Genomic DNA, 20712 nt, shown 5'->3' with positions numbered 1-20712 from the left:
GCGAATGTCCGTAAGAGAGCTGCGATCGGACACTCGACACGACGGACAATCTTTCCCGGTGTCTTCACCCGGCCATTCGACGCGCTTTGCTCGCTCAAAGCGGGTAATCGACCCGACGGAGATGACACGATCACATTTGCGGCTCAAACCCCCGCGAGCACATGAGCGGGCACTCGCTGTACGTAGGGCGTCGTTCAGGCACCCCGCAATGCGTCGAGCTCTGCGCGAAGCGCAGCCACTACGCCAGTCCAATCACCTCGCGTCGTTTGTCGAAACAAGTGCGCCTGTGCGTACCATGGACTATCGCTTCTGTCGAGTTGCCATCTCCAGTCCGGCATGAACGGCAAAGCAATCCATACGGGCTTGCCGAGCGCCCCCGACAGATGCGCTACAGCCGTGTCGACGCTGATGACGAGGTCGAGGCGAGCGATCAGCGCAGCCGTCTCAGCGAACGTAGTGAGCCGCGCGGAAACATCGCGCAGCACCGCGCGCTGCTCAAGCTGCGCGAGGCACGTACGATCACTGTCGCGTACATCCTGTTGCAGCGCGAAGAAGTCCGCGTCGGCATCTAACAACGGCTTCAGTTGCTTGAGTGACATAGACCGGTTGCAGTCATTTACATGCGTCAGGCTTCCCGACCATACGATCCCAACTCTCGGCCGTCGAGCAGAGCCTGCAAACAGATCGTCCCATTGACGTACAAGCGCGTCGTCTGCGTGAATATATGGACCGGTCACCGCGAGATCGGGTGCACGAACCTTGAGCGCAAACGGTAGACTCAGGGTCGGAACGTGATAATCGAAATGCGGCACCTGTCCTGTCTCGCCGATGACTTCGGCCGCACCCTGATAATTCTTGAGAAGCGGCAGCAGTGCATCCTGAACACGCAACACGACCCGAGCTCCAACTGCACGGAGTCGATCCACGAAACGCACGAATTGCAGCGTGTCGCCGAACCCCTGCTCGTGATGAACGAGTATTGCCTTGTCACGTATCGGTTGGGTGCCGGTCCATAGGGTGTTCTGCGGAAATCCGTGGCTATCGGTGCCATCGCGCCAACGCCATTCATATTCGCGCCAGCCGTGTTCGAATTCGCCGAGCAGCAAATTCGTCTGAGCCCGATTGGTGCGGGCGCCGACGTCGTTCGGATCGAGCGAAAGCGCCTTCTTGAATTGAAGCAACGCCTCATCAAAGCGTCGCAGATCTCGCAACGCGACACCGAGATTGACGTATGCGCGCACGAAACGCGGCTTGAGCGCGATCGCCTGCCGGTAGGCATCCAGTTCGTCCTCATAGCGCTCCAACTTGCCGAGCAGCGCGCCCCGGTTGTAATGCGCTTCGGCTGAATGTGCCTGGATTTTGCACAGATGCACCAGGATTTCGAGTGCACGCTGCGGTTCGCCAAGCTGTATCAGCGACATTGCGACGCCATGCAATGAAGCGGCATGGTTTGGAAACTGGGCCAGGCAGCGCTCGAACAGCGCTATCGCATCATCGTGACGTTGCGCCAACTGACACACCTGCGCGGCGAAATTCAGGTGTTCCGCCGACATGGACATGTGCGCCGATGCCTGTATCAGATACGCCGCTGCACGTGCATGATCGCCCTGTTTGGCCGCGATGTAACCGAGGCCCGCAAGAGCTTCACCGTGGTCGGGGACGCTTGCCAGAATACCGCTCAGCAGACGTGTTGCATCGTCGAATTGACCGGCCATGAGGTTCTTTTGCGCGGCAGCGAGAGCGTGTTCAGTGTCGTGATTCATGGCGATGTAGGGCGGCGCAGAATGCGATCTGTCGACGGGTGGGAAACGCCTCATTGTACGGCGTCGCGTAACGCGGGCCTCCAGATCGAAGCAATGGCAGCCGTCGGTTCTCTGCGTATGGAAATAGCGACGATTCCGGCGACGCGGAGCCCTGCAATCCTCCTTTCCGATTGCTACGCAAGACAGGTCAACCCCAGTGGCTGTCGTATGTTGAATGGGGAACGGACGGTCGCAGGTTGGGTTCCGGCGGCTGCTTTTGGCCGCGTGCCGCCTCATGCAATGGGCATGCTCAGCCGAAACGTTCGTGGTCACGATCGGCGGCCCGCGACCCTGTATGCCCTTTACATCGCCGTGTATCCAGCGGCGGTTCTGTGAACTGACGCGGCCCTTCGTGGGCCGGCCTTTTGAATTGCAACGAACTCGCGATAGGCCGTCTCGGACCGCACGTACGGTAGGGGCCGGATGCAAGCAGGTTCTCGCCGCTCCTTCTCCCAACTCACAAGCGGCAGCCCGCAAGAAGCCGCGTACGTCATCTCGCATGTATCGCCTCTCTTTCCGTACGGGCCCTCTTTGTTCAGCGCAATAGTTGGCGCAAGGCAATTCGCGAAGAGGCTTGAGCGTCCTCAACGCAATGTGTAAGGGGTTGGCCACCCCGAGAGCGTTGGCGGCTCTTCGCTTTGGGCCAGTCAGCTTCCTCGCGAATGGACACCCTGTGAACGGTCGGCTTTACCCAGGAGAGTTTTCCAGATGCGTCCCAATGGCCCAGCGTCAATTCGGTGACGAAGTTTTTCCCACTGCCCATGAAACGCACGTGCGCCAAGATCTGCCCGGCCCCAGAGGCTGACTGCGATACGGAAATCAGTACAGGAATAGCCGGATTCGCCAGACCAGTTCAACTTATATTTGCTGTCACCGGGCCCGAGGTCAAAATCCCGCCCATTCTCGAACGCCCATTTCATCACATCTTCCAGCAGCAAAGAACCCGGTGAAAGTTTCGCATAGGCCGGATCAAACGCGGCCTGCATGCCGATAACCGCACACTCGGAAATAGCCACGAGGTTTACGGCGATGGCTTTTCCATCCAACGACAGAACGAATAGTCGAAGCACCTCATCGAAGGAGGGATCAGTCGATATTGACCGAAGGAAATTCTGATAAGGCTCCCTAAAAAAATTTCCCTCTGCTCCCACTCGGGCTGCCCACTGGCCTTTCCATTCGAGCATTGTCCGAACGTAACCAGCGCTGATCGGATCGGCCAGATGCGAGATAGCGAAAGCAGTTTTGCCTGCTTTCAACAGACGCCGCTGAAGATAATCCTGTTCCTTTCTAAACGCCACAGGCAGTCCACTGCGATATTCTGCCCACGATTTGTAACGCAGTAACGGAGCCACCCGGGTTACGTGCGGCTCCCCGCGCAATAGCCGTTTTTCTCGCGAGACAAGCCGGTAAAGGACCGAATCCGTACGCACCATTGGCAGGTTGATGACATCGCTGGCACATGAGGCACGCAACAGGCGCCAAGCCGCGGAGACCATCGATTCCGGATCCTCGCCATTTGCTATCAGCAAATCAGATGGTTCCGATATGTCTGGTGCCAAAGGTAGTACGGTTGTCCATAAGCGTTCGCGATATCGGATCAAGGGCCATGCAAAGATCAGGCGGCCTTCTTTTCTTCCGATGATGCAATGCAGAGTCGCACCCGTAGGTATGGCGACCTCGCGCAGCGCATGAAGGCAATAACGGAACTGAAGGAACGGCGTACCTTTGGCAGCATGCCAGAGCACCTCCCAGTCTTGCCCGAGCGACAGAAATGTCTCTGGGTCAGTTATCACCTCAATTTGCGAAGTGGGGTTGATTGACCGCGTTGCCATTGTTGTTTGCCCAGATGGATAGAATGATCCGCCAAGTAAGGAGTTTGTTTTCATTTTGTCGGCTCCGGGAAGCATTTGAAAGAGGCGCATAAGCCGCACCGGTTTTTGCCGACAAAATATCTGAGCAGAGTGTGTCGTTCCGGGGGTTGCCGCACACTCCGTTGGCTATTTTCTGGCCCGTTTGAAACGTAACAATTACCTACCCATAGGAAAATTCTTCATTCCAGAATGACCTGAGCGATGTTTCATAGATCGGAGCCGTGGATGATGAGCTTGCCAATGAACGGTTTCCGCCCCCCGCATCGGGCGCAGCCATTCGGGAACGGTCGTGTAATTTCAGACCTGTCCAAGTTGAACACCTGGGGCGCGACATCGTTGAAACTGCCACCGATCGTTGCTGCGCCACGCCCTCGTTTAATCGCGTCTGTGCGACGCGTCTTCGCGGCAAGTCGGCGCCGGGACCAACGGTGTCGTCTGGCCGGGAAGTCCGCTGTCGGGGCAAAGCTGCCCTCTGAATGGCCGAGTGCCGGAGATAACGAAGGTCAGCTCATGGCCGAATTCGGCCCTTCGACGCTGAACCGGAATTGCGCAAACTATCGTTTTGGCGGCACTGGTGAGAAGGAAGAAAAATCCCCAGCCTGTCAGGCAACCGGGGAATGTCGGATAGCCTGAGCAACACGAAGCGCGGCCAGCAACAGTTTCAAGCGGCAACGGTTGCCAGTTTGCGAAACAACCCCGTGCACGGCCGCCGAACGCCCAAGTTTAACTTGGTGGCTGCATGCTGCACGTGGCCCACAATGAACCGGAGCGCCCTTTTCACGTCGGGCGCTCGAGATCATAGTTACCTTGTCACCCGCCGTCCGATGATGGCGATTCTTTGTCTGCGCATCGCGCTATATCCTGGGAAATCTCCAGGGTGTCCCATGGACCCGCATAACCACAGTCAATGGCGCGTTGCGCTGGCTGGCGGCGAACCAATCACGGCCGCGATGCCTTCGCTGTCGATCACATTCAAGGCTTCAGCGAGCGCTGCACTGTCAGTCGGAAATGAATTGTCCCAGACGGTCGAATTGCCGAATTCATCGACGACCTCGAGTAGCCACGCCCCCTTGCCATCACCATAGATTTCAACCTCGACTGCAGTTCCGTCGCGTGTGACGCGCTGACTCAGCGGGGAAACAATCAATGACTCTTGAGCGTCAGTCAGAACACGTCTGGCCTGTTCCAGATCAAAGCCATGCCCGGCGCTTCCGGAACCGGTGGTCACTTCGACCGCGCCATGACAGCGCTTGTATTTCTTTCCTGAACCGCACGGGCAGGGGTCGTTACGACCCACCTTCGGTGCGCGTCGAAGCGGCTCGCGTTGGGCCATCACACCGGGAATCCCGCCGCGCTCGATTCGCAGCCGGCGCTGTTCGGCCCAGTAGCGATGAATATCTTGCACCGACCTGGCGAGCGATCCGGCAAATGCCTGATGCTGATCGAGGTTGTCTTTTCGCCGTTTCAGCTCATCCCACCCCTCCTCCGTGCCGTACAGCATGATCACCGTGAACCATTCAGGGTGCTCCGCGAGCACCGGCGCCCAAGCTGTCCGATCGACGGAGATGCCTTTGAAATACCCCTCGCACCAGTCGTCGATGACCGAAATCACTCGCCCATCTGATTCGTGTTCAAGGATGAGCGGTTCGTACCCGGCGGAGGCATCGTTCAACATTTCGTTGACGCTATTCCAGTGCCGGATGATCAGCCCGACGATGTCTTTTGACTCGTCAGCACTGGCAAACGTCGGGAGGTCCTGGCCATGCTCCGCATCCCAGATCCAACCCAGCATGGTGCCAGGCATCATCAGGTTTGGCCCCGAGGCGAGCGCTGTCATAAACCCGTCCATCATCGAAACGTCCATTGCCGCATCGGGAGCGGAATCACTGGTCAAGAAATCATCAAGCTGATCGATTTCTGTTTCGTTCAGCGGCAATGTGGGTGCGATTTCGTCTTTCATGGATTCTCCAGCAAGCGTCTGCGATCGCGGGTCCCGTTCGACGGCCCCGTGTGCGTGCCTGTCCGTCCTGCGCTTCTTCGCCGCCGCGACGCCGTTCGAGTCAATATGTCACTTTAAACGTCGGCGAACCTCTTCGGGGCGGCTCTTGCGTCGGTCGTAGATCCGCGTGGTCGCGATGTTCGCGTGGTCGAGCCATTCCTGCACCGTCGCGATGTCGGCCTCATGCTCGAGCGCGTTGGTCGCGGCGGTCGCGCGCAGGCTGTGCACGCCGAAGCCGTCGATCGCGATCTTCGCCTGCGCCGCGTACGCGAGCACGCATTTATAGACGCTGATCCGCTCCAAGGCCGTCGCCGCGACTTCCTCGAGCATTGCCTCCTCGACGAGGAAATCGTCGAAGTTGCCGCCAATGTGCTTACTGGGACTGTTCGTCATGCGTGCACCTCTTGGGCTTTGCGCGGACGTCCTCCCTTCTTGCCGTTCTCGCGCGCGGCGGCCGCCTTCGCTGCGGAGCGTGTCGCGCCCGCCACGCGTGCGGCTTGCTTCATCCACGCCTTAGAACCGTAGATGCCTTCGAAAAGCGCGGGCACGTACACGTCGGCGTCGAGGCGCGGGAAGTGCAGGCCCCATCCGGCCGGCGTGATCTCGATCTTGCTCAGGTCCGTAGCGCTGGCGCGCGCAAGCCCCTGAATCAGGCGTGCGGGTACCGCGAGCGTCACGCCGTTGTCGAACTCGACCTCGAGCTTCCCGACAGACGGGCGATAGCGCGCGGCGACGGCGCGCGGGCCTAGTTCCTTGCCGGACTTGCGAGCGGCGGCGATCGACTCTTTAGTAATGGCCATGATGCTTTCTCCATGCCGCACAAAAGGCGACGATCGCGGGCTCGATGAGGCTCGCTATGCGATATATCGTCCGGTCTGAAACCTTCCCGGCGATGTTCCTGACGTCCAGCGGTCCGTTCGGGCAGTTGAGGTTAAAGACGATCTCGAAGCCGGCGCCGATCACGTGGACGTGCGCTGGTCGGTGGTCCGCCGTGTAGATCACCACGCGGTAGCCGTTGATCGTTGCTATTGTGGGCATACGCCGATGATAAACCTAACTGATGGGTTTTCGCAACGTCGTGGTGTCGCTGCGCCGCCCTGCCCTGCCTGTCGACCAGACCAAGCAACACGTGCGCCGACGCCTTGTCCGGCGTGCCTTCGCGTGATGCGACGCAGCGAAAGCCCGTAAGATCATGGACTTGCGTGGGATTCGCCGGCGGTTATCCACAGGCTCATCAACTTTTTCGGTGCATAACCTTGGCGAAAAACGTCATGCCATAGGACGATTATCAATGGCCGCGCGGAACTTCAGACGTGGCGTGTATGTGGATAACACAGCGCTGTTGAAGCTCAGAAGGCGATCGTCGACGACTTCGTCAAGTGGCAACTGAAACACCATAAGCAAGTAGTTCGCCGGAGCCAATCCATCGGCGCGATGACAAGCCCACCCGCGTGTTCTGACGATGCCCATGTCCGAGCTAGACTCGAAGCACATCACCTGCCCTTTTGACAAGCCAGACGGCCCGGCTTTGATGTGCGCGAGCCTTGGGGCAAGTTCTCGGCGTCGATCCGTGGGTGCAGGTGGTTAAATTTTGCCCAATAGAGCCGACCCGATGAGCGCTCTATTCGTGATCAAGCCGTGGCAGGTCCGCGAGCGTTTGGCCCGCATCGGAATCACCGACCACCATTTCGATGCCTACGCGTCCGGCCTCGTCGACGACGCGCCGGACCTCTGGACCAGCGACGCGCTGTCCATCAAGCGGAAAGACTGTTACGACAGTGTCACCCTTGGCCAGTGCGTCTACCACTTCAATTACAGGCGATGCGTACGGCGCGACCTCAAATTGTTCTCCGCTCAAGGACACCTGCCCCCAAAGCACGTGTGTGATCCTTTGCGAATTCCCGTCCATCCGAACCGCCGTTATAGCATGCACTGTCATTTCTTTTCCTCCCTTGTTGGGGAAATCCTAGCATGAGCGCAACCATCAGCCATTTCGTCACTTACCGATACCGCGAGCCGGCGACGCACCCTTCGACGACCGTGGGCAGACGATGTTCCTCATGCTGAACCCGAGCGCGCCCAACGCCAGTTGCGACGACCCGACCATCAGGCGCTGCCGCTCGCGAACCTCGCAAGGCCGCAAGCGGCAGCATGCGACCCACAGCCGCCCTTCGACCCCACCTGAACTCAACGGCCGCTTGCAAGGTGCTACGGCCACTTAAATAACACGTGGGGTCGGTCGTCAGATCGTTGGCTGGAGCGGACGTTCGGCGCCGTGCCTGCGCGAGCAGTGGCAACGCCTATACTCAAAGTCATGCCACCCTTCGATCGGCTCCGGAGCACCGACGCTGCACGATGACGGCCGGCCCAAGCGCACGGGGGTGGCAACATAGGCGCCAGGGTGGTAAACCGCAATCGCGCCAGCATCGTTTTAGAGTTTCGGACACGCTTTCACAAAGGAGTGTCACCATGATGCAAGCCAGCGAAATCCAGAAGCGTTTCACGCATCTACAGCAATCCATCGAACAGGCTTCGCAAACCTGTCATGCCGACTCCACCCTCCCCAAGGACCTTATCGAGTGCGTTGATGAGCTAGATCAACAATCCGCGTCGGCAAAGAAAGTGATGGCTTCGAACGATCAGGATCGCATGCGCCAATGGGTGGACGATCTTGAGCGGATCGGCGACAGCGCGGAAAAAGCGTGCGAACGCGCTGCGAATGTCAATGCCAGGATCAAGAAAGCAGTCAGTTCGGTTCACGCCGAACTGAGCGATCTAAAGAAACAGCTACATTAATCTCATTCACGTCATGTGAGCGGTCGCCGCGTGCGTGAGCGACCTGCGGCGGGGACATTCACGCTGATCGGCCCCGCCGCCAATATTTCACGCAGTTCTTCCCCGCGTCGAACACGATGCCGATCGCGACGTTTGGCTGGTGCGAGCAGGAATGCCTTACTTGCGTATAGGCTTTCGAAGCCTGATGCCCTCCGGTGGCGCCACAAGGAATGAACGTCCGGTGCTCCAATGGCCGTGCCGCAGTCTCAGCTTCCACGCTACCGCCGTCGACGGGCGCTGAACGACCCGCATTAGCCGGTCATGGGGTTGCGATACTGCGATACCATCGGCCGCTTCCTGGGGCTTCGGACATCCGCCGCGCTTCATGAACAAGGTATCGTCGGCAACGCGCGAACACCGTTCTAGCGATGCGGGGCTATGCCAGCCAACGGTCGCGGAGCTTGCGCAAAATCCGTGCCGCGTCGAGCGTGCATCGTCCCGAGGCGATACGTGTCACAAATAATCAATGCGGTGGAATAATGCCGCGCCGTGGGCGTTTGTAGATTAGGCGTCGCGTGCAAGACCGCGAAGCCGCGAAACGGAATCGTCGGCCGCGCACAGCGGTTGCGTCCCCGTTTTGCAGGGGGTTTGTCTGTCCTTTTTGTAAAAGTTCACCGGCGTCGCGGCACTTGCCGCGAGCGATCCGCGACTCGCCGGCTCAACGCGTGGCCGCGCGACAAGTCAGTCGCGTTGGCCGTGCAGGAGAGTTCTACATGAAAGTATCAAGACTGCTATCGGCCGTATTCGTGATCATCGCGCTAGGAGTCGCATCGTTGTCGTTGGCCGCGTGCCAGTCCACGGGCGACACGAGCTCGTCGGGCAGCAGCAGCGGCACCAGCAGCAGCAGCGGCTATTGATGCGCGCTCGCGCGGCCGTCAGCGCCGCGTGAACTTCGAAGCGGAAGTGATATCGCGGCTCCCGCAGCCACGGCGCTATGCGCGTGCGCTGACGGGCGACTCAGTCCGGGCTGACCATCTGGTTCACGATACGGCCGAGCGGGCGCTCGCGCGCTGGAAAGGCTTTTGGCCCAACTGCAATCTGCGTGCGTGGCTGCTGACGATCCCTGCGACACATTGTCTGACAGGCTCGTGAGGAAAATGCCGACATCTTCTTCTGGGACGAATCTGGCTTTCGGGCCGCTTCTTTAGCAGAGCAGCCGGTTGAATGACCATCTAAGCGCAAGGGCGAACGACCGTAGGTGGCCCGCACACGGTCCGATCCTGAACCGACGACGGCGGCTGTCAATCGGCCCGACCGCACTCGACAGAAGACGACCGATCCCGGGGTTCCGGCTAGAAGCGCACGGCGCATCGCGCGACAGGATGTAGGGCATTAGGCCGATTGAGCGCACCTGCTGCTTTGTCACAATCCTTTGGAATTTCTCTGAATCTCAGCGTTGCAGCGCATGGCGTAGACGAATCTCAGATCCGAAGTGTCTCGATCCAGGGCTTCGAAAGTACCCCAATCCTCGCTTGGTTCACTGAGGCGGTCACATAACAGTTCGATAACTGCATCCGGAGCGGGTGCACAGTTCTTGTGCGGCTTGTGCGACATCAGAAACGTCTGCATCGTCTCGGGTTGTTCCAGGTTGAGCGGAACGTGCCACGGTAGCCGGCCAGATGTTCCATCAAACTGGACATACAAGACCGGCGGAGCTTTGAAGTGCGTGTGGAACAGCCCATGTACATGGATCGCGAAACGCTCGAAATAGTCCTCTACGCGCGACTGCAAGCTTGCGTGGGTATAAAGGAGGGTCGCGCTAGTGGTGGCTTCCAGACGAAATGTAACGAACCTCGCTTCCCCTTCTTGCGAAACCACCCCAACTCCGTACTGCCCTATCGCCTGAAACGTGGCCGCGCGAGGCGGAGTATAAAAGTATCGATCGACATAAGAGACGGGTTCCCAATCGTCATCATCATCGCGGAAGTTGCCCGCGCGAGAACTCGCGTACGCTGGATTGTTGGGATTCAATTGATTGGATCTGTTGTCCCTATCGCTTTTGCTCGACATAGTGTGCCTCCGCATCCGGTTCTGGGAGAAACAGCATATGCGTCCAACCCGGCGAGCTCAGTCTTGCGTCTGGCTTGCGAAAATCACCCTTTCGGATCCTTACGCATCAGGGAGTTGTGCAGTCCGTGAGTCGTCCGTCTCCAGGCCTCGTCGGCCATTTGCTGAGCCGATTTCACGGTATGTTCGATCCGATGCTTACTCTTCGGCGCTTGCGCAATCGCTGAAGTCAGACCGGAAAGTGTCCGTCGGACAGTCCTGGTGACCATAACTCACTCCGCGTTCTTGTCCACGTGTTAAGTCTAGGCCGTTACGTGAAGCGCCCGCTACTGTACGTTTGAACAGTCCCTTGGTGAGCCCATCATGGACATCCGGAAGCGCCACAGGCGACACGTCAAGAGCATCATTCGTCGTCTTCATCGTCTCGTTTCATCGGAGTAATGAGCCCCTGGCCTGTATCGATCCCGAGCCGTTCCAGCGCCTTGGCAAGGTCGTCAATTTCGCTGGCGAAATCCATCTGCCACTCCTCGCCTTCACTGCGCACAGTCAGCGAGTGATGCGCAACAGACGCGCAACGCGCGCGGTGGATCCGCCTGCACGACGACCGAGGTGTTCCTCAACTGTTTCATGAAGTGATCTGCGCCCGTATGTCCGCACCGAGCCCAACAACTCCTTGGCAGTGTAGGTGGGCTAGCCGAGGTTACATGTTATTGGCGATCGTGGCACCTGTCCGGACGAGCGCTCATGACCGACTACTGCCCGATGCCGAAGGCCGTGATCGACCCAGAGGAGCCGGCCGAACCAATAAAGGGCGAACGTCGGAAACGGGTCGAACAGCAGCCCATCGACCAGACACACGCTCAGGGCGCTGAATACTGCGACGCGGCAAAGAACGCAAGCGGGTTCGTGAGCGGCGGCGTCATGTGGCTTAGCGGGGCAAAAGACCCGACGCGACGTGTAACACGACAAGGGGCACGGTCGCATCGAGACAAGTACCGTGCGCACCACGTATGGTGTGCCGCTAACTGGCTGCAAGGTGGCCGGCAGCCTCTGATACAGCGGATGCGGAGCGTGTCACGTACGATCGAACGCCGGAACCGAACGGGGCGGATGCTTTCGGTACATAGTTGGCATAAAATTCGCTCTATGCCTTGGTTGCTTGCCTACCAGGATTGTCCAATACTATGAACTCCAACGGACCGGAAAACGACGATGGATCTGTTGCAGAGCATTCGTGCATTTGCACAAGTTGCTTCCGCTGGAAGTTTTACGGCGGCGGCTCAACAACTAAAGATCGGTACGCCTCAGGTCTCGCGAGCCATAGCGGACCTTGAAACGCACCTGAAGACTCGTTTGTTCAATAGAACGACTCGGCTGGTGGGACTGACTGAAGCAGGGGAGCGGTACCTTGTTCACTGTGAGGACATACTCACTCGTTTGGCGCAGGCGGAGGCGGAGGCCTTGGGATTGAGCGCCGCGCCGTCCGGGACGCTTAAGGTTGGCGTGACCGCCAGCTTTGACCGGCACCATTTAACCTGTCTAGTTTCAAGCTATCTAGAGCAATATCCACAGGTGTCTGTGAACGTAATGCTTGCGCAACAGATACCGGAAATTCTGTTCAGTGACTACGACGTCTTACTTCTTTGCTCATCAGAACCGCCGGAGCCGGGCATGGCTTCTGAATGTCTTGGTGCGATGTCGTCGATTCTGTGTGCGTCGCCGGTCTATCTGGCGCGGTACGGGATACCACAAGCACTCGATGATCTTAAGCAACATCGATGCATGCATCTGGCTGGCGACCTGTCTTCCGGTCAATGGATGTTTGACGGGCCGAATGGACATACAGCAATTTCAGTTGGCCAGACAGTTCTCCAGAGTGACTTAGGCGATATCCTGAATGATTCTGTTCAAGCAGGCGTGGGTATTGGGCCGTTGCCTGTTCCGGTTGCGATGCCCGGATTGCGCACTGGGTCGTTGGTGCGTGTCCTGCCCGAGTACAGAATGAAGGCACGTAACGCCTACGTGCTTTATTCCACTCACCGATACATCGATACAAAAATCAGGACATGGGTCGAAGTTGCCAAGGAAGCATTGCCGCAACGACTTGCTAGTGACCAAGCTGCATTCTCGTCGCTTATTACGGCATTCCCGGGAGGCGCCACGACACCGGGCCATGATACACAAAACAAACTTACTCAGGAGTCCTCCTGACTGACGCAGCCTCTGGATGGTTAGAAAGACAAAATGGCAGACGACCGGGACAGGTCTCAGATTTAGAGGAAAGGTCGTTGATCACAAGGGTTCGAGCCCTCAATCAGTGATGTATCACACTTCGCGGCAAATCTGCTCTGGCAAGAAAGCAGCTGAAATTGGTTTGATGCTGTTCGGCAAACAGTGGATTTGCTGTGAAACCAGATACTTGCAGTGCCACTCGTCATGCAGTTAGTGCGCGGTTTCGCGTTAAAGGGACACGTCGCCCCCCACCAAAAAAAAACCAGCCATCGGCTTGCGCGTCTGGCTGGCTTCTCACAGCGTGCTGCTGTGTATCAGGTCACGATCAGAACTTGTGACGGATCCCCAGGCTGACCATTTCCTGGTTCGACGCGGCTGACTGATTACCGTACGAGCCGATCGACGCACCCGCATCAATGACGCTATTCGTACCCGCATCGCGCTGGTGGCCGCTAGCATGCTGCCATGCGCCAACCAAGTACACATCAGTGCGCTTCGACAGCGAGTAGTCGCCGCCCAGCGAAACCTGATTGTAGCTCGCCGACGTGTCGCCCGAGCCGTGCGTGTAGGTGTAGCCCAGACCCAGCAGCGCGGCCGGCGTGATCTGGTAGCCGACGAATGCACCAGCAACGTTGAATTTCTCTTGGTTCTGGAACGACGAGAACGCATCCGGCTTGTACTGCGCGAAGCTGTAGCGGAGGTTGACCGTGAACGGACCCGTGACGTACTGACCCGCTGCCGAAGCGATGCTGACCGACTTCGACGACTGGTATGCGCCGTTGATGTTCGAAATCCCGAACACGCCGTCCGAGGTCACGCCCGAGTTCCAGGCACCGGTCGGCGTAGCCGGCGTGATGCCGCGGCTTGCTGCCGTATTGCCGTTTTCCATGCGGAGGTAGCCGGCTGCGGCGCTGAACGGTCCGAAGCCGTACGTTGCTGCGCCCGACCACGTTTGGCCAGCGCCCGTTGCGCCAGCGACGCCACCGAGTGCATACATGCCTTCGACCTGGAAGCCGCCCCAGACCGGCGAGACGTACTTGACTGCGTTGTTCGTACGCGAGTCGTTGTCGTTGTTGTCCACGTCGCCCGGCGTCGTGAACGTGCTGCCGAAGTAGTTGTCAGCCGTAATTGGCTGGACCATGTCGACAAGCGGATCGTACTGACGGCCGGCCGTCACGGTACCCCACGAGTCGCCGGTCAGACCGACGTATGCCTGGCGGCCGAACAGCTTCGTGTTCCCGTTGTACGTACCCAACTTGCCGTTGTTCACATTGAAGCCGTTTTCCAACTGGAAGATCGCCTTCAGGCCCCCGCCCAAGTCTTCCGTGCCCTTCAGGCCAAAGCGGTTACCCTGCAGGTTGCCGGCGAACAGGTTCGTCAGGTTTTGGTTAGCCTGATTTGCGTTATGAACATACTGGATCGACTCATCGATCACGCCATAAAGTGTCACGGTGCTTTGTGCATGTGCTGCGCCTGCAGCGCCGAGCAGTGCCAGCGAGAGGGTCGACAGTGCGATTCGTTTCATCCATTTCTCCACGCAGAATGATTTTGTTGTTGCGAACGGCAGGTTACCGCGACATCTTTGGATTACCGAAGAGAAACAAAATACGTGTCGCAGAATTCCAACACTTATGCGGGCCGTATTTGACTCGGACTACCTCGCTCCAGCAAAGCTGGCGCGCGAATTACGAATTTTGTTATCTATGTGGCGACTGCCTAATTTGGGTCCGTAACAGTTCGCGCTCACCCGCTCGGTCGGTTCGGGGCGATAACAGGACGTCGAGTCGCCTGCAGGAAGGCTTTGCAGGCTCGCACATTTCGCGCGAAACTCCAGCCGAACGATTTCAAGCAAACTGTTGCATCGACCGGTTGGATCCGCAGATGGAAAGCGGGCGCATTGCGTCCACGATTGGTAAGGAAATGGCTTTGCTAGCCAATGGCTGTTTTCTGGTGCGGAGCCGACGGCTGAACGTTCGCTCGATCGTAAGCGGGAATGCCTCCATGGCCGAACCCGGTCCGACAGCAAAGTTCAGTGGGGGCTGAACACTGCCGGTCCCGTACTGCGCTTTTACGCTGCAGTCTAAAGCGGTGTGTGAACAACTCGGTGCTGCGGACGGAACAGCAAAACAGTTGCCTTCGAGCTAGGCAAGCGCCGAAGTCTGCAGGCGGTAGATCGCAAGGCGCGTCCGGGTGCCGGCGAACGCGTAGCGCTTTCAGCAGCCGACCTAGTGGCGCAGGACTGACGTGCCGCTGCTTGAACGCACCTGCTGAACAGGATCGCGTGATGCAGCAGTATTTGAGCCCCGCCAGATAAGGCTTTCAGCGCTAATCTACGCCAACAACTACGCCCGCACATCTATGGGATGCCCGCTGCCGACCCATGACGGCCACTGATCTTGACCGCAAGCAGACGCTAAAACGAAGCTGTATTGCAGGAATTGGCGACCACTTGCGGTCGCTCGTTCAGTTCAAATTGCGCTATAGCCTACGTATCGAGGCCATAGGTACTATGGAAATGCCATACGAGGCGATTCATTTGAATGCTCGTTTCGAGAAGCCAGTCTACGGATCCGCGTTTTACTCCAAGGGGCTTACCTCCGCAGCCCTTCCATAATATCTAGAAAGTGCCTTGTAGCCGCCCGGTTTGGGGGCTGCCTGCTAAGTCTAATCGCCCGTTGGCGTCGTGGTCCCGTTCCAAGCATCGTTGCATTGTTGTCAATTAGCAACATCAAGTGCGCTACACAACGTGAAAGTGAAGCCTTGATGCGCACACTTTGCTATCTTCTCGGTCAACTTCTCGCGAAGTTGCACAAGCAAGGCCTCAACGCTAGATAAATATTCGCCTTGTACAAAAGATTCGTATTCCTTGGAGATCATTCGATGAAAAAGTCGCTTCTCGCTCTCGCAGCACTGGGCGCATTCGCAGGCGTCGCACATGCTCAGAGCAGCGTGACCCTGTACGGTATCATTGACGTTGGTATCAACATGAACACCAACGCGGGTGGCAAACATAAGTACGACATGTCCAGCGGAGTTCTGCAAGGCTCGCGTTTCGGCCTGCGCGGTACGGAAGATCTGGGTGGTGGTCTGAAGGCGATCTTCGTGTTGGAAAACGGTTTTAACGTGAACAACGGTACGCTGGGTCAAGGCGGCCTGATGTTCGGCCGTCAAGCTTACGTCGGTCTGTCGAGCAGCCAGTTCGGCACGGTCACGCTGGGTCGTCAGTACGACTCCGTCGTCGACTACGTGGGTCCGTTCGAAGCGGGCGACCAGTGGGGCGGCTCCATCGCAGCCCACCCGGCCGACCTCGACAACTTCAACAACTCGTTTCGCACCAACAACACGGTCAAGTACACGAGCGCCGACTACAACGGCCTGAAGTTCGGCGGCACGTATAGCCTCGGCGGCCAGGCAGGCAACTTCACGGGTAACCAGATCTGGTCGTTGGGCGCAGGCTACAACAACGGTCCTCTCGTGTTGGGCGTTGGTTACTTGAACGCACGTACGCCGGCAGCGTCGGGCGGCCTGTTCAACACCGGCTCCACGGCTGCAGCTCCGGTTGCTGCTGCGGTGAACCCGATCTACGGTGGCTTCTCGTCGGCTAACACATACCAGGTGATCGGTGCGGGCGGCGCATACACGTTCGGCGCGGCAACGGTTGGCCTGACGTACTCGAACACCCGCTTCATCAATCTGGGCAAGACGTTCGCGTCGTCGGCCGCGGGCCAATCGGCTACGTTCAACAACGCCGAAGTCAACTTCAAGTATCAGTTGACCCCGGCATTGCTGGTCGGTGCAGCATATGACTACACGCGCGGCGCAGAGATCAACGGCGCATCGCGTGCACAGTATCACCAGGGCGCACTCGGCGTGGACTATTTCCTGTCCAAGCGCACCGACGTGTACCTGATCGGTGTGTACCAGCACGCTCTGGGCGATACGCTGAATCAAGCGGGCCAGACGGTCGCCGCAACCGCATCCATCGCCAGCATCACCCCCTCGGCGAACCAGAACCAGTTCACGGCTCGCATCGGTATTCGCCACAAGTTTTAATACGTAGTTAAATTTGATGTGAGTCAAATTCAAAGAGGCGCGAATGCGCCTCTTTTTTTATATGAAAATTGCCTTATGTCCAGAGCAAGGCACGTTGACACGAAAAGCATCGGAGTATCTGCCTAGCGGCGTCGAGCATTACCAATTTTTCATGACGCCAGCATCGTTGTTTCGTGCGCTCAAAGAATCCCATTGGGATCTTGTTATTGTCGGTTGGAATTTTCGTGATTTAGAGGGATTAGATCTGATGCGATGGTTTCGCGCCACATTCCCCGAATTGCCAAAAATAATTTTTGTCACCAAAAATCAAGAGGCAGAATCAATAATTGGCGCACTTGATGGTGGCGCGATAGATTATATTTTTGCCCCAATTCCAAACCCGGTACTTCGGGCGAGACTTAACGCGATTTCAAGACGTCTCCAGCTCCAGACGCCCCAGAAACTTGGGCCTTCGGTGTCAGAGAGTCCCCAGTCGACGCTCCAATTTGGTCTGTATGTATTCCATCGGCGCCATCATTTCGTCGATATACGGGATAAAAGAATTGTTCTTCGTCCCAAAGAATATGCGCTAGCGCTGTTGCTGTTCCAAAATCTTGGGCGGGCGATCAGCCGCAAGGTTTTGCATGAGGCTCTTTGGGGAAATCTGGATAACTTTCCAACCAGAACACTAGATACTCACCTGTCAAGGTTGCGAGCCAAGTTGAATATTGTCAAAGACAATGGTTTTGAAATTAAACAGATTCGGGGCGTCGGATACAGGATGGAGGCTTGTTGACTGAGCAAGGTCGCTGCAATAGACGCTCATTCCGAGAAAGGTCGACGATTTATGCCTGACAGGTGAACGGCCGGTAGTGGCCGGCTGCTGCCTGACGTCGAGGGGCGGCACGCGACCCCGAGCCGCCGCTCGAACTCGCGCCACAGCAACGGCTGCTTCCGAGGTGTAACTGCCAGTCGCCTCATCGAATTTGCCGAGTGGCCCTCAGCCGACATCAATCCGATGACGGCCAAACGCAGCGCAGTGACCGATTGTTCAGGCGAACGGCCGATTTGCAACCGCCCTGGCCTGATCCATCAATACCTCCGATCGCCCGCGACTCCCTCACCACGGGATCGTTTCATTCTCCCAGCGCGTGAACGTCCCTGTTGGGCTGTCCGGGCCCAGCAGCGCGACGCGCACCGCTTCGCGAGCGCCTTCCTCGACGGTCTCGGTGCCCAAATAGCCGTTGAGGTTCGTTTTGGTAAAGCCCGGGGAGACAGCGTTGACCTTGATCCCGTCCGGTTCCAGCTCGATCGCCATGGCGACCGTCAACGCATTGAGAGCCGTTTTGGACGCCGGATAGACGGGGCCGAAGATCGCACGGTAGGCGAAGGCCGGGTCCGAGTTCGTCGTTAGCGACCCAACGCCGCTCGACACGTTGACGATGCGGGCGCCCGGCGTCGCGCGCAGAAGCGGCAGCTTCGCCTGATAAACGGCGAGCACGCCGAACACGTTGGTGTCCCACACCGCGCGCATCTCATCGAGGGACACGTTGCCCGGGCGGGTCGTTTTCGCGTACTCCTCGACGGACTGACCGGATCGCTTTTTCGTGTTCGAAATGGCGGCGTTCTGGATGAGCACGTCGAGGCGGCCGAACGCGTTGCTTACGCGCTCCGCCGCGGCTGTGACCGAAGCCTGATCCGTCACGTCGAGCTGGAGCGCGTGGCCGTCCGGCCCCACCTCCTTGGCCGCAGCCTCGCCGCGCTCGAGATTGCGCGACCCGACCAGCACAGTGAAGCCGTGTGCCGCGAGATCCTTGGCGATCTGAAGGCCGATGCCTTGATTGGCCCCGGTGACCAGGGCGACGGGTTTGTCCTGCATGGCAATCTCCTTGTGGTGTTGCGCTTTAGCGCGCAAAAGCCAGTTCCGTTTTTCAGTTCAGCTCAGCGCGATGCCGCTGGCGGGTTAGTGAGTCTCGGCCGCCCAGGCTTCGGCATCGGCGCCGGCCGGGATGCGCATCGGCGCTGACGGATCGGTCGCTGCGCGCCACACCGCTTCGGCGACGTCCTGCGCCCGGGTGGTCGGGGCAGACGCATCCAGCATCCGCGCGAAAACGTCCTTGACAAGGTCCGCATAGGCTTCGTGGTCGAGGCCATGCATGTGGGCGCGCGCGTTGTCTCCGAAGCGGGTTTCGGGCGCACGTCCCGGCAGCACCAGCCGCACCCGTACGCCGAACTGCTCGAGTTCCAGCGCCATCGATTCGGTGAATGCGTTCACCGCCGCCTTGCTCGCACGGTATGCGGCAATCAGGGGCAGGGCCTTCAGCGTCACGCTCGACGTGACGTTCACGATCACACCGGCCCTGCGCTGGCGGAATTGGGGCAGCACCGCTTGCGTCAATGCGATCGTGCCGAAAGCGTTGGTTTCAAAAATTTCGCGTACCGTGGCGATCGGGGTTAATTCGGCCGGGGACGCCGCGCCGAACCCCGCGTTGTTGACGAGGACGTCGATCGGCCCTGCGGCCTCGACAGTCGCGCGAATGCTGTCCGGGTCCGTGATGTCGAGCGCAAGCACGCGCAGACCGTCGGCGGGCGGCAGCACATCCGCGCGCGGCATGCGCATTGTGGCGATGACGTGCCAGTCGCGCGCGAGGAAGTAACGGGCGATCTCGAGGCCGAATCCGGAAGAGCAGCCGGTGATCAGTACGGTTTTCATGGGGACTCCTGTAGGGCGTGTGTCCGTACGATAAATCGCCAAGGCCGTACTTGCTACAATCGATCATCCGAATTTCATTTGCAGGAGTCCGGCAATGATCGACCCGTTGGCCGAAGTCGTGACGCTGCTGCAGCCGGGCGCCCGGTTCTCCAAGCTCGTCCACGGCGCGAGTCCCTGGCACATTTGCCGCTCGGTCGCCGGCCAGCCGTTCTATTGCGTGATTCTCGAGGGCGGCTGCCGCATCGCGATCGACGGACATGAGGCCATCGAGCTCCTGTCAGGCGACTTTGTCCTGATTCCCGCGGCTTACGGCGTAGCGATGTCGAGCCTCGAGCCGCCATCGCCGGGCGTCGAGACGCGGCCGCCCGCCGCGCTGGGCGACGGCGAATTCAGAATCGGCGACCCCGATCGACCCATCGACGCGCGCATGGTGGCCGGCCACTGCAGTTTCGGCTCACCGGATGCATCGCTGCTGGTCTCGCTGCTCCCGCAACTCGTGCATGTGCGCGGCGAACAGCGGCTGGCCACGCTCGTGCAACTGGTGCGAGAGGAAACACGGGAGCAGCGGCCCGCGCGCGAGGTCGTGCTCGCACGACTGCTGGAAGTGCTGCTCATCGAAGCGCTGCGGTCCGCGGCACAGACTAATGCGTCGCCGGGCCTGGTGCGCGGGCTTTCCGATGGCCGCCTCGCGGCCGCGATCCGCGGGATGCACGAACATCCGACACGCGCCTGGACCGTTGCTGAACTCGCGAAGGAGGCCGCACTGTCGCGCTCGGCCTTTTTCGAGCGCTTCAGTCGCACGGTCGGCATCGCGCCGATGGAATACCTGCTCACTTGGCGCATGGCACTCGCGAAGGACCTGCTGCGTCGCAATGAAGGCCGCATCGCCGAGATTGCGCAGCGCATCGGCTACAGTTCAGCCAGCACGTTCAGCGTCGCCTTCACGCGGCACGTCGGTCGGCCGCCCACGCAGTATGCGCGCGAGGTGCAGGCGGTCGCGAACGGCGCATGAGGCGGCTCAAATCGGCTGTTCTCAGATGTGGACGCGCGTCCCTATGCGATCCGCACTCACCAGGAATGTCCGTTATCGAGACCGCTACAGCCCATCGAATGTCTGGCGTCTACGGCCGATGTATGACCGCAGGTGGCCGGGCGCTGCCCTTCGGACGGTCGGCCGCACCCGACCCGAAAGAGACCTTGGGAATTCCCGGCAGCGGCCAT

General features: G+C 58.9%; 18 protein-coding genes and 1 pseudogene. 9 read left to right on the top strand and 10 right to left on the bottom strand.

Translation table 11 applies throughout. The annotated features are described in order from the left end of the window. Positions 1-194: 194 nt before the first annotated feature. The 6 genes from OKW35_RS01340 to OKW35_RS01315 all read right to left on the bottom strand — a co-directional run bounded on the left by OKW35_RS01340 (position 195) and on the right by OKW35_RS01315 (position 6677). On the bottom strand, positions 195-2075 hold the full coding sequence (locus tag OKW35_RS01340) for a tetratricopeptide repeat protein (RefSeq protein ID WP_429551024.1): 1881 nt from the start codon (positions 2073-2075) through the stop codon (positions 195-197). A gap of 374 nt (positions 2076-2449) precedes the next feature. Next, on the bottom strand, positions 2450-3688 hold the full coding sequence (locus tag OKW35_RS01335; protein ID WP_429551023.1) for a GNAT family N-acetyltransferase: 1239 nt from the start codon (positions 3686-3688) through the stop codon (positions 2450-2452). An 889-nt stretch (positions 3689-4577) separates the two neighbouring features. Beyond that, positions 4578-5633 (bottom strand): UPF0149 family protein, encoded by a 1056-nt coding sequence (locus OKW35_RS01330; protein ID WP_429332246.1) that lies wholly within the window; start codon positions 5631-5633, stop codon positions 4578-4580. A gap of 108 nt (positions 5634-5741) precedes the next feature. Continuing rightward, positions 5742-6065: a tyrosine-type recombinase/integrase gene (locus OKW35_RS01325; protein ID WP_429332245.1), complete on the bottom strand. Its 324-nt coding sequence runs from the start codon at positions 6063-6065 to the stop codon at positions 5742-5744. Further along, entirely contained in the window at positions 6062-6472 is a 411-nt protein-coding gene (locus OKW35_RS01320; RefSeq protein WP_429332244.1) for a DUF2442 domain-containing protein, read from the bottom strand. Before OKW35_RS01320 ends, OKW35_RS01325 begins: the two co-directional genes overlap by 4 nt. Continuing rightward, positions 6459-6677 carry a DUF4160 domain-containing protein gene (locus tag OKW35_RS01315; protein ID WP_429453723.1) on the bottom strand — a complete coding sequence of 73 codons (219 nt, stop codon included), beginning with the start codon at positions 6675-6677 and terminating at the stop codon, positions 6459-6461. The genes OKW35_RS01320 and OKW35_RS01315 overlap by 14 nt, the downstream gene beginning before the upstream one ends. A gap of 607 nt (positions 6678-7284) precedes the next feature. Here OKW35_RS01315 and OKW35_RS01310 point away from each other — a divergent pair. The 5 genes and pseudogenes from OKW35_RS01310 to OKW35_RS01290 form a co-directional block, all read left to right on the top strand. Further along, positions 7285-7647 (top strand): hypothetical protein, encoded by a 363-nt coding sequence (locus OKW35_RS01310; RefSeq protein WP_429551022.1) that lies wholly within the window; start codon positions 7285-7287, stop codon positions 7645-7647. A 76-nt stretch (positions 7648-7723) separates the two neighbouring features. After that, positions 7724-7894 carry a DUF1643 domain-containing protein gene (locus tag OKW35_RS01305; protein WP_429551021.1) on the top strand — a complete coding sequence of 57 codons (171 nt, stop codon included), beginning with the start codon at positions 7724-7726 and terminating at the stop codon, positions 7892-7894. 247 nt (positions 7895-8141) lie between these two features. Next, positions 8142-8468 carry a hypothetical protein gene (locus tag OKW35_RS01300; RefSeq protein WP_018424319.1) on the top strand — a complete coding sequence of 109 codons (327 nt, stop codon included), beginning with the start codon at positions 8142-8144 and terminating at the stop codon, positions 8466-8468. A gap of 752 nt (positions 8469-9220) precedes the next feature. Beyond that, positions 9221-9364, top strand: a complete 144-nt coding sequence (locus tag OKW35_RS01295) for a hypothetical protein (RefSeq protein WP_184052630.1) — start codon at positions 9221-9223, stop codon at positions 9362-9364. Between the two features lie 28 nt (positions 9365-9392). Continuing rightward, positions 9393-9569, top strand: a pseudogene (locus tag OKW35_RS01290) (sigma factor); the annotation flags it as partial. A 300-nt stretch (positions 9570-9869) separates the two neighbouring features. On the opposite strand, the gene OKW35_RS01285 reads toward OKW35_RS01290, so the two are convergent. Then, positions 9870-10517 carry a hypothetical protein gene (locus OKW35_RS01285; protein ID WP_429551020.1) on the bottom strand — a complete coding sequence of 216 codons (648 nt, stop codon included), beginning with the start codon at positions 10515-10517 and terminating at the stop codon, positions 9870-9872. A 1209-nt stretch (positions 10518-11726) separates the two neighbouring features. Between OKW35_RS01285 and OKW35_RS01280 the strand changes: the two genes are divergently transcribed. Further along, positions 11727-12725, top strand: a complete 999-nt coding sequence (locus tag OKW35_RS01280) for a LysR family transcriptional regulator (RefSeq protein ID WP_429551019.1) — start codon at positions 11727-11729, stop codon at positions 12723-12725. Between the two features lie 346 nt (positions 12726-13071). On the opposite strand, the gene OKW35_RS01275 is transcribed toward OKW35_RS01280, so the two are convergent. Beyond that, positions 13072-14271, bottom strand: a complete 1200-nt coding sequence (locus OKW35_RS01275; RefSeq protein ID WP_429551018.1) for a porin — start codon at positions 14269-14271, stop codon at positions 13072-13074. A gap of 1355 nt (positions 14272-15626) precedes the next feature. On the opposite strand from OKW35_RS01275, the gene OKW35_RS01270 reads away from it, so the two are divergent. Next, the gene (locus OKW35_RS01270) at positions 15627-16799 is read left to right on the top strand and encodes a porin (protein WP_429551017.1); all 1173 of its coding nucleotides are present in this window, start codon (positions 15627-15629) and stop codon (positions 16797-16799) included. 43 nt (positions 16800-16842) lie between these two features. Continuing rightward, positions 16843-17574, top strand: a complete 732-nt coding sequence (locus OKW35_RS01265) for a response regulator transcription factor (protein WP_429551016.1) — start codon at positions 16843-16845, stop codon at positions 17572-17574. A gap of 324 nt (positions 17575-17898) precedes the next feature. On the opposite strand, the gene OKW35_RS01260 is transcribed toward OKW35_RS01265, so the two are convergent. Both OKW35_RS01260 and OKW35_RS01255 read right to left on the bottom strand, forming a co-directional pair. Continuing rightward, entirely contained in the window at positions 17899-18657 is a 759-nt protein-coding gene (locus OKW35_RS01260) for an SDR family oxidoreductase (protein ID WP_429551015.1), read from the bottom strand. A gap of 84 nt (positions 18658-18741) precedes the next feature. After that, entirely contained in the window at positions 18742-19491 is a 750-nt protein-coding gene (locus tag OKW35_RS01255; RefSeq protein WP_429551014.1) for an SDR family oxidoreductase, read from the bottom strand. 94 nt (positions 19492-19585) lie between these two features. Between OKW35_RS01255 and OKW35_RS01250 the strand changes: the two genes are divergently transcribed. Beyond that, complete coding sequence (locus OKW35_RS01250; RefSeq protein WP_429401301.1) at positions 19586-20503, top strand: AraC family transcriptional regulator; 918 nt, start codon at positions 19586-19588, stop codon at positions 20501-20503. The last annotated feature ends 209 nt before the right edge of the window (positions 20504-20712 follow it).

This window comes from Paraburkholderia sp. MM5477-R1 (genome assembly GCF_050436385.1).
Taxonomy (GTDB): domain Bacteria; phylum Pseudomonadota; class Gammaproteobacteria; order Burkholderiales; family Burkholderiaceae; genus Paraburkholderia; species Paraburkholderia tuberum.
This window is presented reverse-complemented; position numbering and strand designations above follow the sequence as displayed.

What these genes read in the sequence shown, in the direction of transcription:
- OKW35_RS01335 (WP_429551023.1), bottom strand. Translation starts at nt 3,688, where the DNA reads ATGAAAACAAACTCCTTACTTGGCGGATCATTCTATCCATCTGGGCAA.
- OKW35_RS01330 (WP_429332246.1), bottom strand. Translation starts at nt 5,633, where the DNA reads ATGAAAGACGAAATCGCACCCACATTGCCGCTGAACGAAACAGAAATC.
- OKW35_RS01325 (WP_429332245.1), bottom strand. Translation starts at nt 6,065, where the DNA reads ATGACGAACAGTCCCAGTAAGCACATTGGCGGCAACTTCGACGATTTC.
- OKW35_RS01320 (WP_429332244.1), bottom strand. Translation starts at nt 6,472, where the DNA reads ATGGCCATTACTAAAGAGTCGATCGCCGCCGCTCGCAAGTCCGGCAAG.
- OKW35_RS01310 (WP_429551022.1), top strand. Translation starts at nt 7,285, where the DNA reads ATGAGCGCTCTATTCGTGATCAAGCCGTGGCAGGTCCGCGAGCGTTTG.
- OKW35_RS01305 (WP_429551021.1), top strand. Translation starts at nt 7,724, where the DNA reads ATGTTCCTCATGCTGAACCCGAGCGCGCCCAACGCCAGTTGCGACGAC.
- OKW35_RS01300 (WP_018424319.1), top strand. Translation starts at nt 8,142, where the DNA reads ATGATGCAAGCCAGCGAAATCCAGAAGCGTTTCACGCATCTACAGCAA.
- OKW35_RS01295 (WP_184052630.1), top strand. Translation starts at nt 9,221, where the DNA reads ATGAAAGTATCAAGACTGCTATCGGCCGTATTCGTGATCATCGCGCTA.
- OKW35_RS01285 (WP_429551020.1), bottom strand. Translation starts at nt 10,517, where the DNA reads ATGTCGAGCAAAAGCGATAGGGACAACAGATCCAATCAATTGAATCCC.
- OKW35_RS01280 (WP_429551019.1), top strand. Translation starts at nt 11,727, where the DNA reads ATGGATCTGTTGCAGAGCATTCGTGCATTTGCACAAGTTGCTTCCGCT.
- OKW35_RS01275 (WP_429551018.1), bottom strand. Translation starts at nt 14,271, where the DNA reads ATGAAACGAATCGCACTGTCGACCCTCTCGCTGGCACTGCTCGGCGCT.
- OKW35_RS01270 (WP_429551017.1), top strand. Translation starts at nt 15,627, where the DNA reads ATGAAAAAGTCGCTTCTCGCTCTCGCAGCACTGGGCGCATTCGCAGGC.
- OKW35_RS01265 (WP_429551016.1), top strand. Translation starts at nt 16,843, where the DNA reads ATGCGCCTCTTTTTTTATATGAAAATTGCCTTATGTCCAGAGCAAGGC.
- OKW35_RS01260 (WP_429551015.1), bottom strand. Translation starts at nt 18,657, where the DNA reads ATGCAGGACAAACCCGTCGCCCTGGTCACCGGGGCCAATCAAGGCATC.
- OKW35_RS01255 (WP_429551014.1), bottom strand. Translation starts at nt 19,491, where the DNA reads ATGAAAACCGTACTGATCACCGGCTGCTCTTCCGGATTCGGCCTCGAG.
- OKW35_RS01250 (WP_429401301.1), top strand. Translation starts at nt 19,586, where the DNA reads ATGATCGACCCGTTGGCCGAAGTCGTGACGCTGCTGCAGCCGGGCGCC.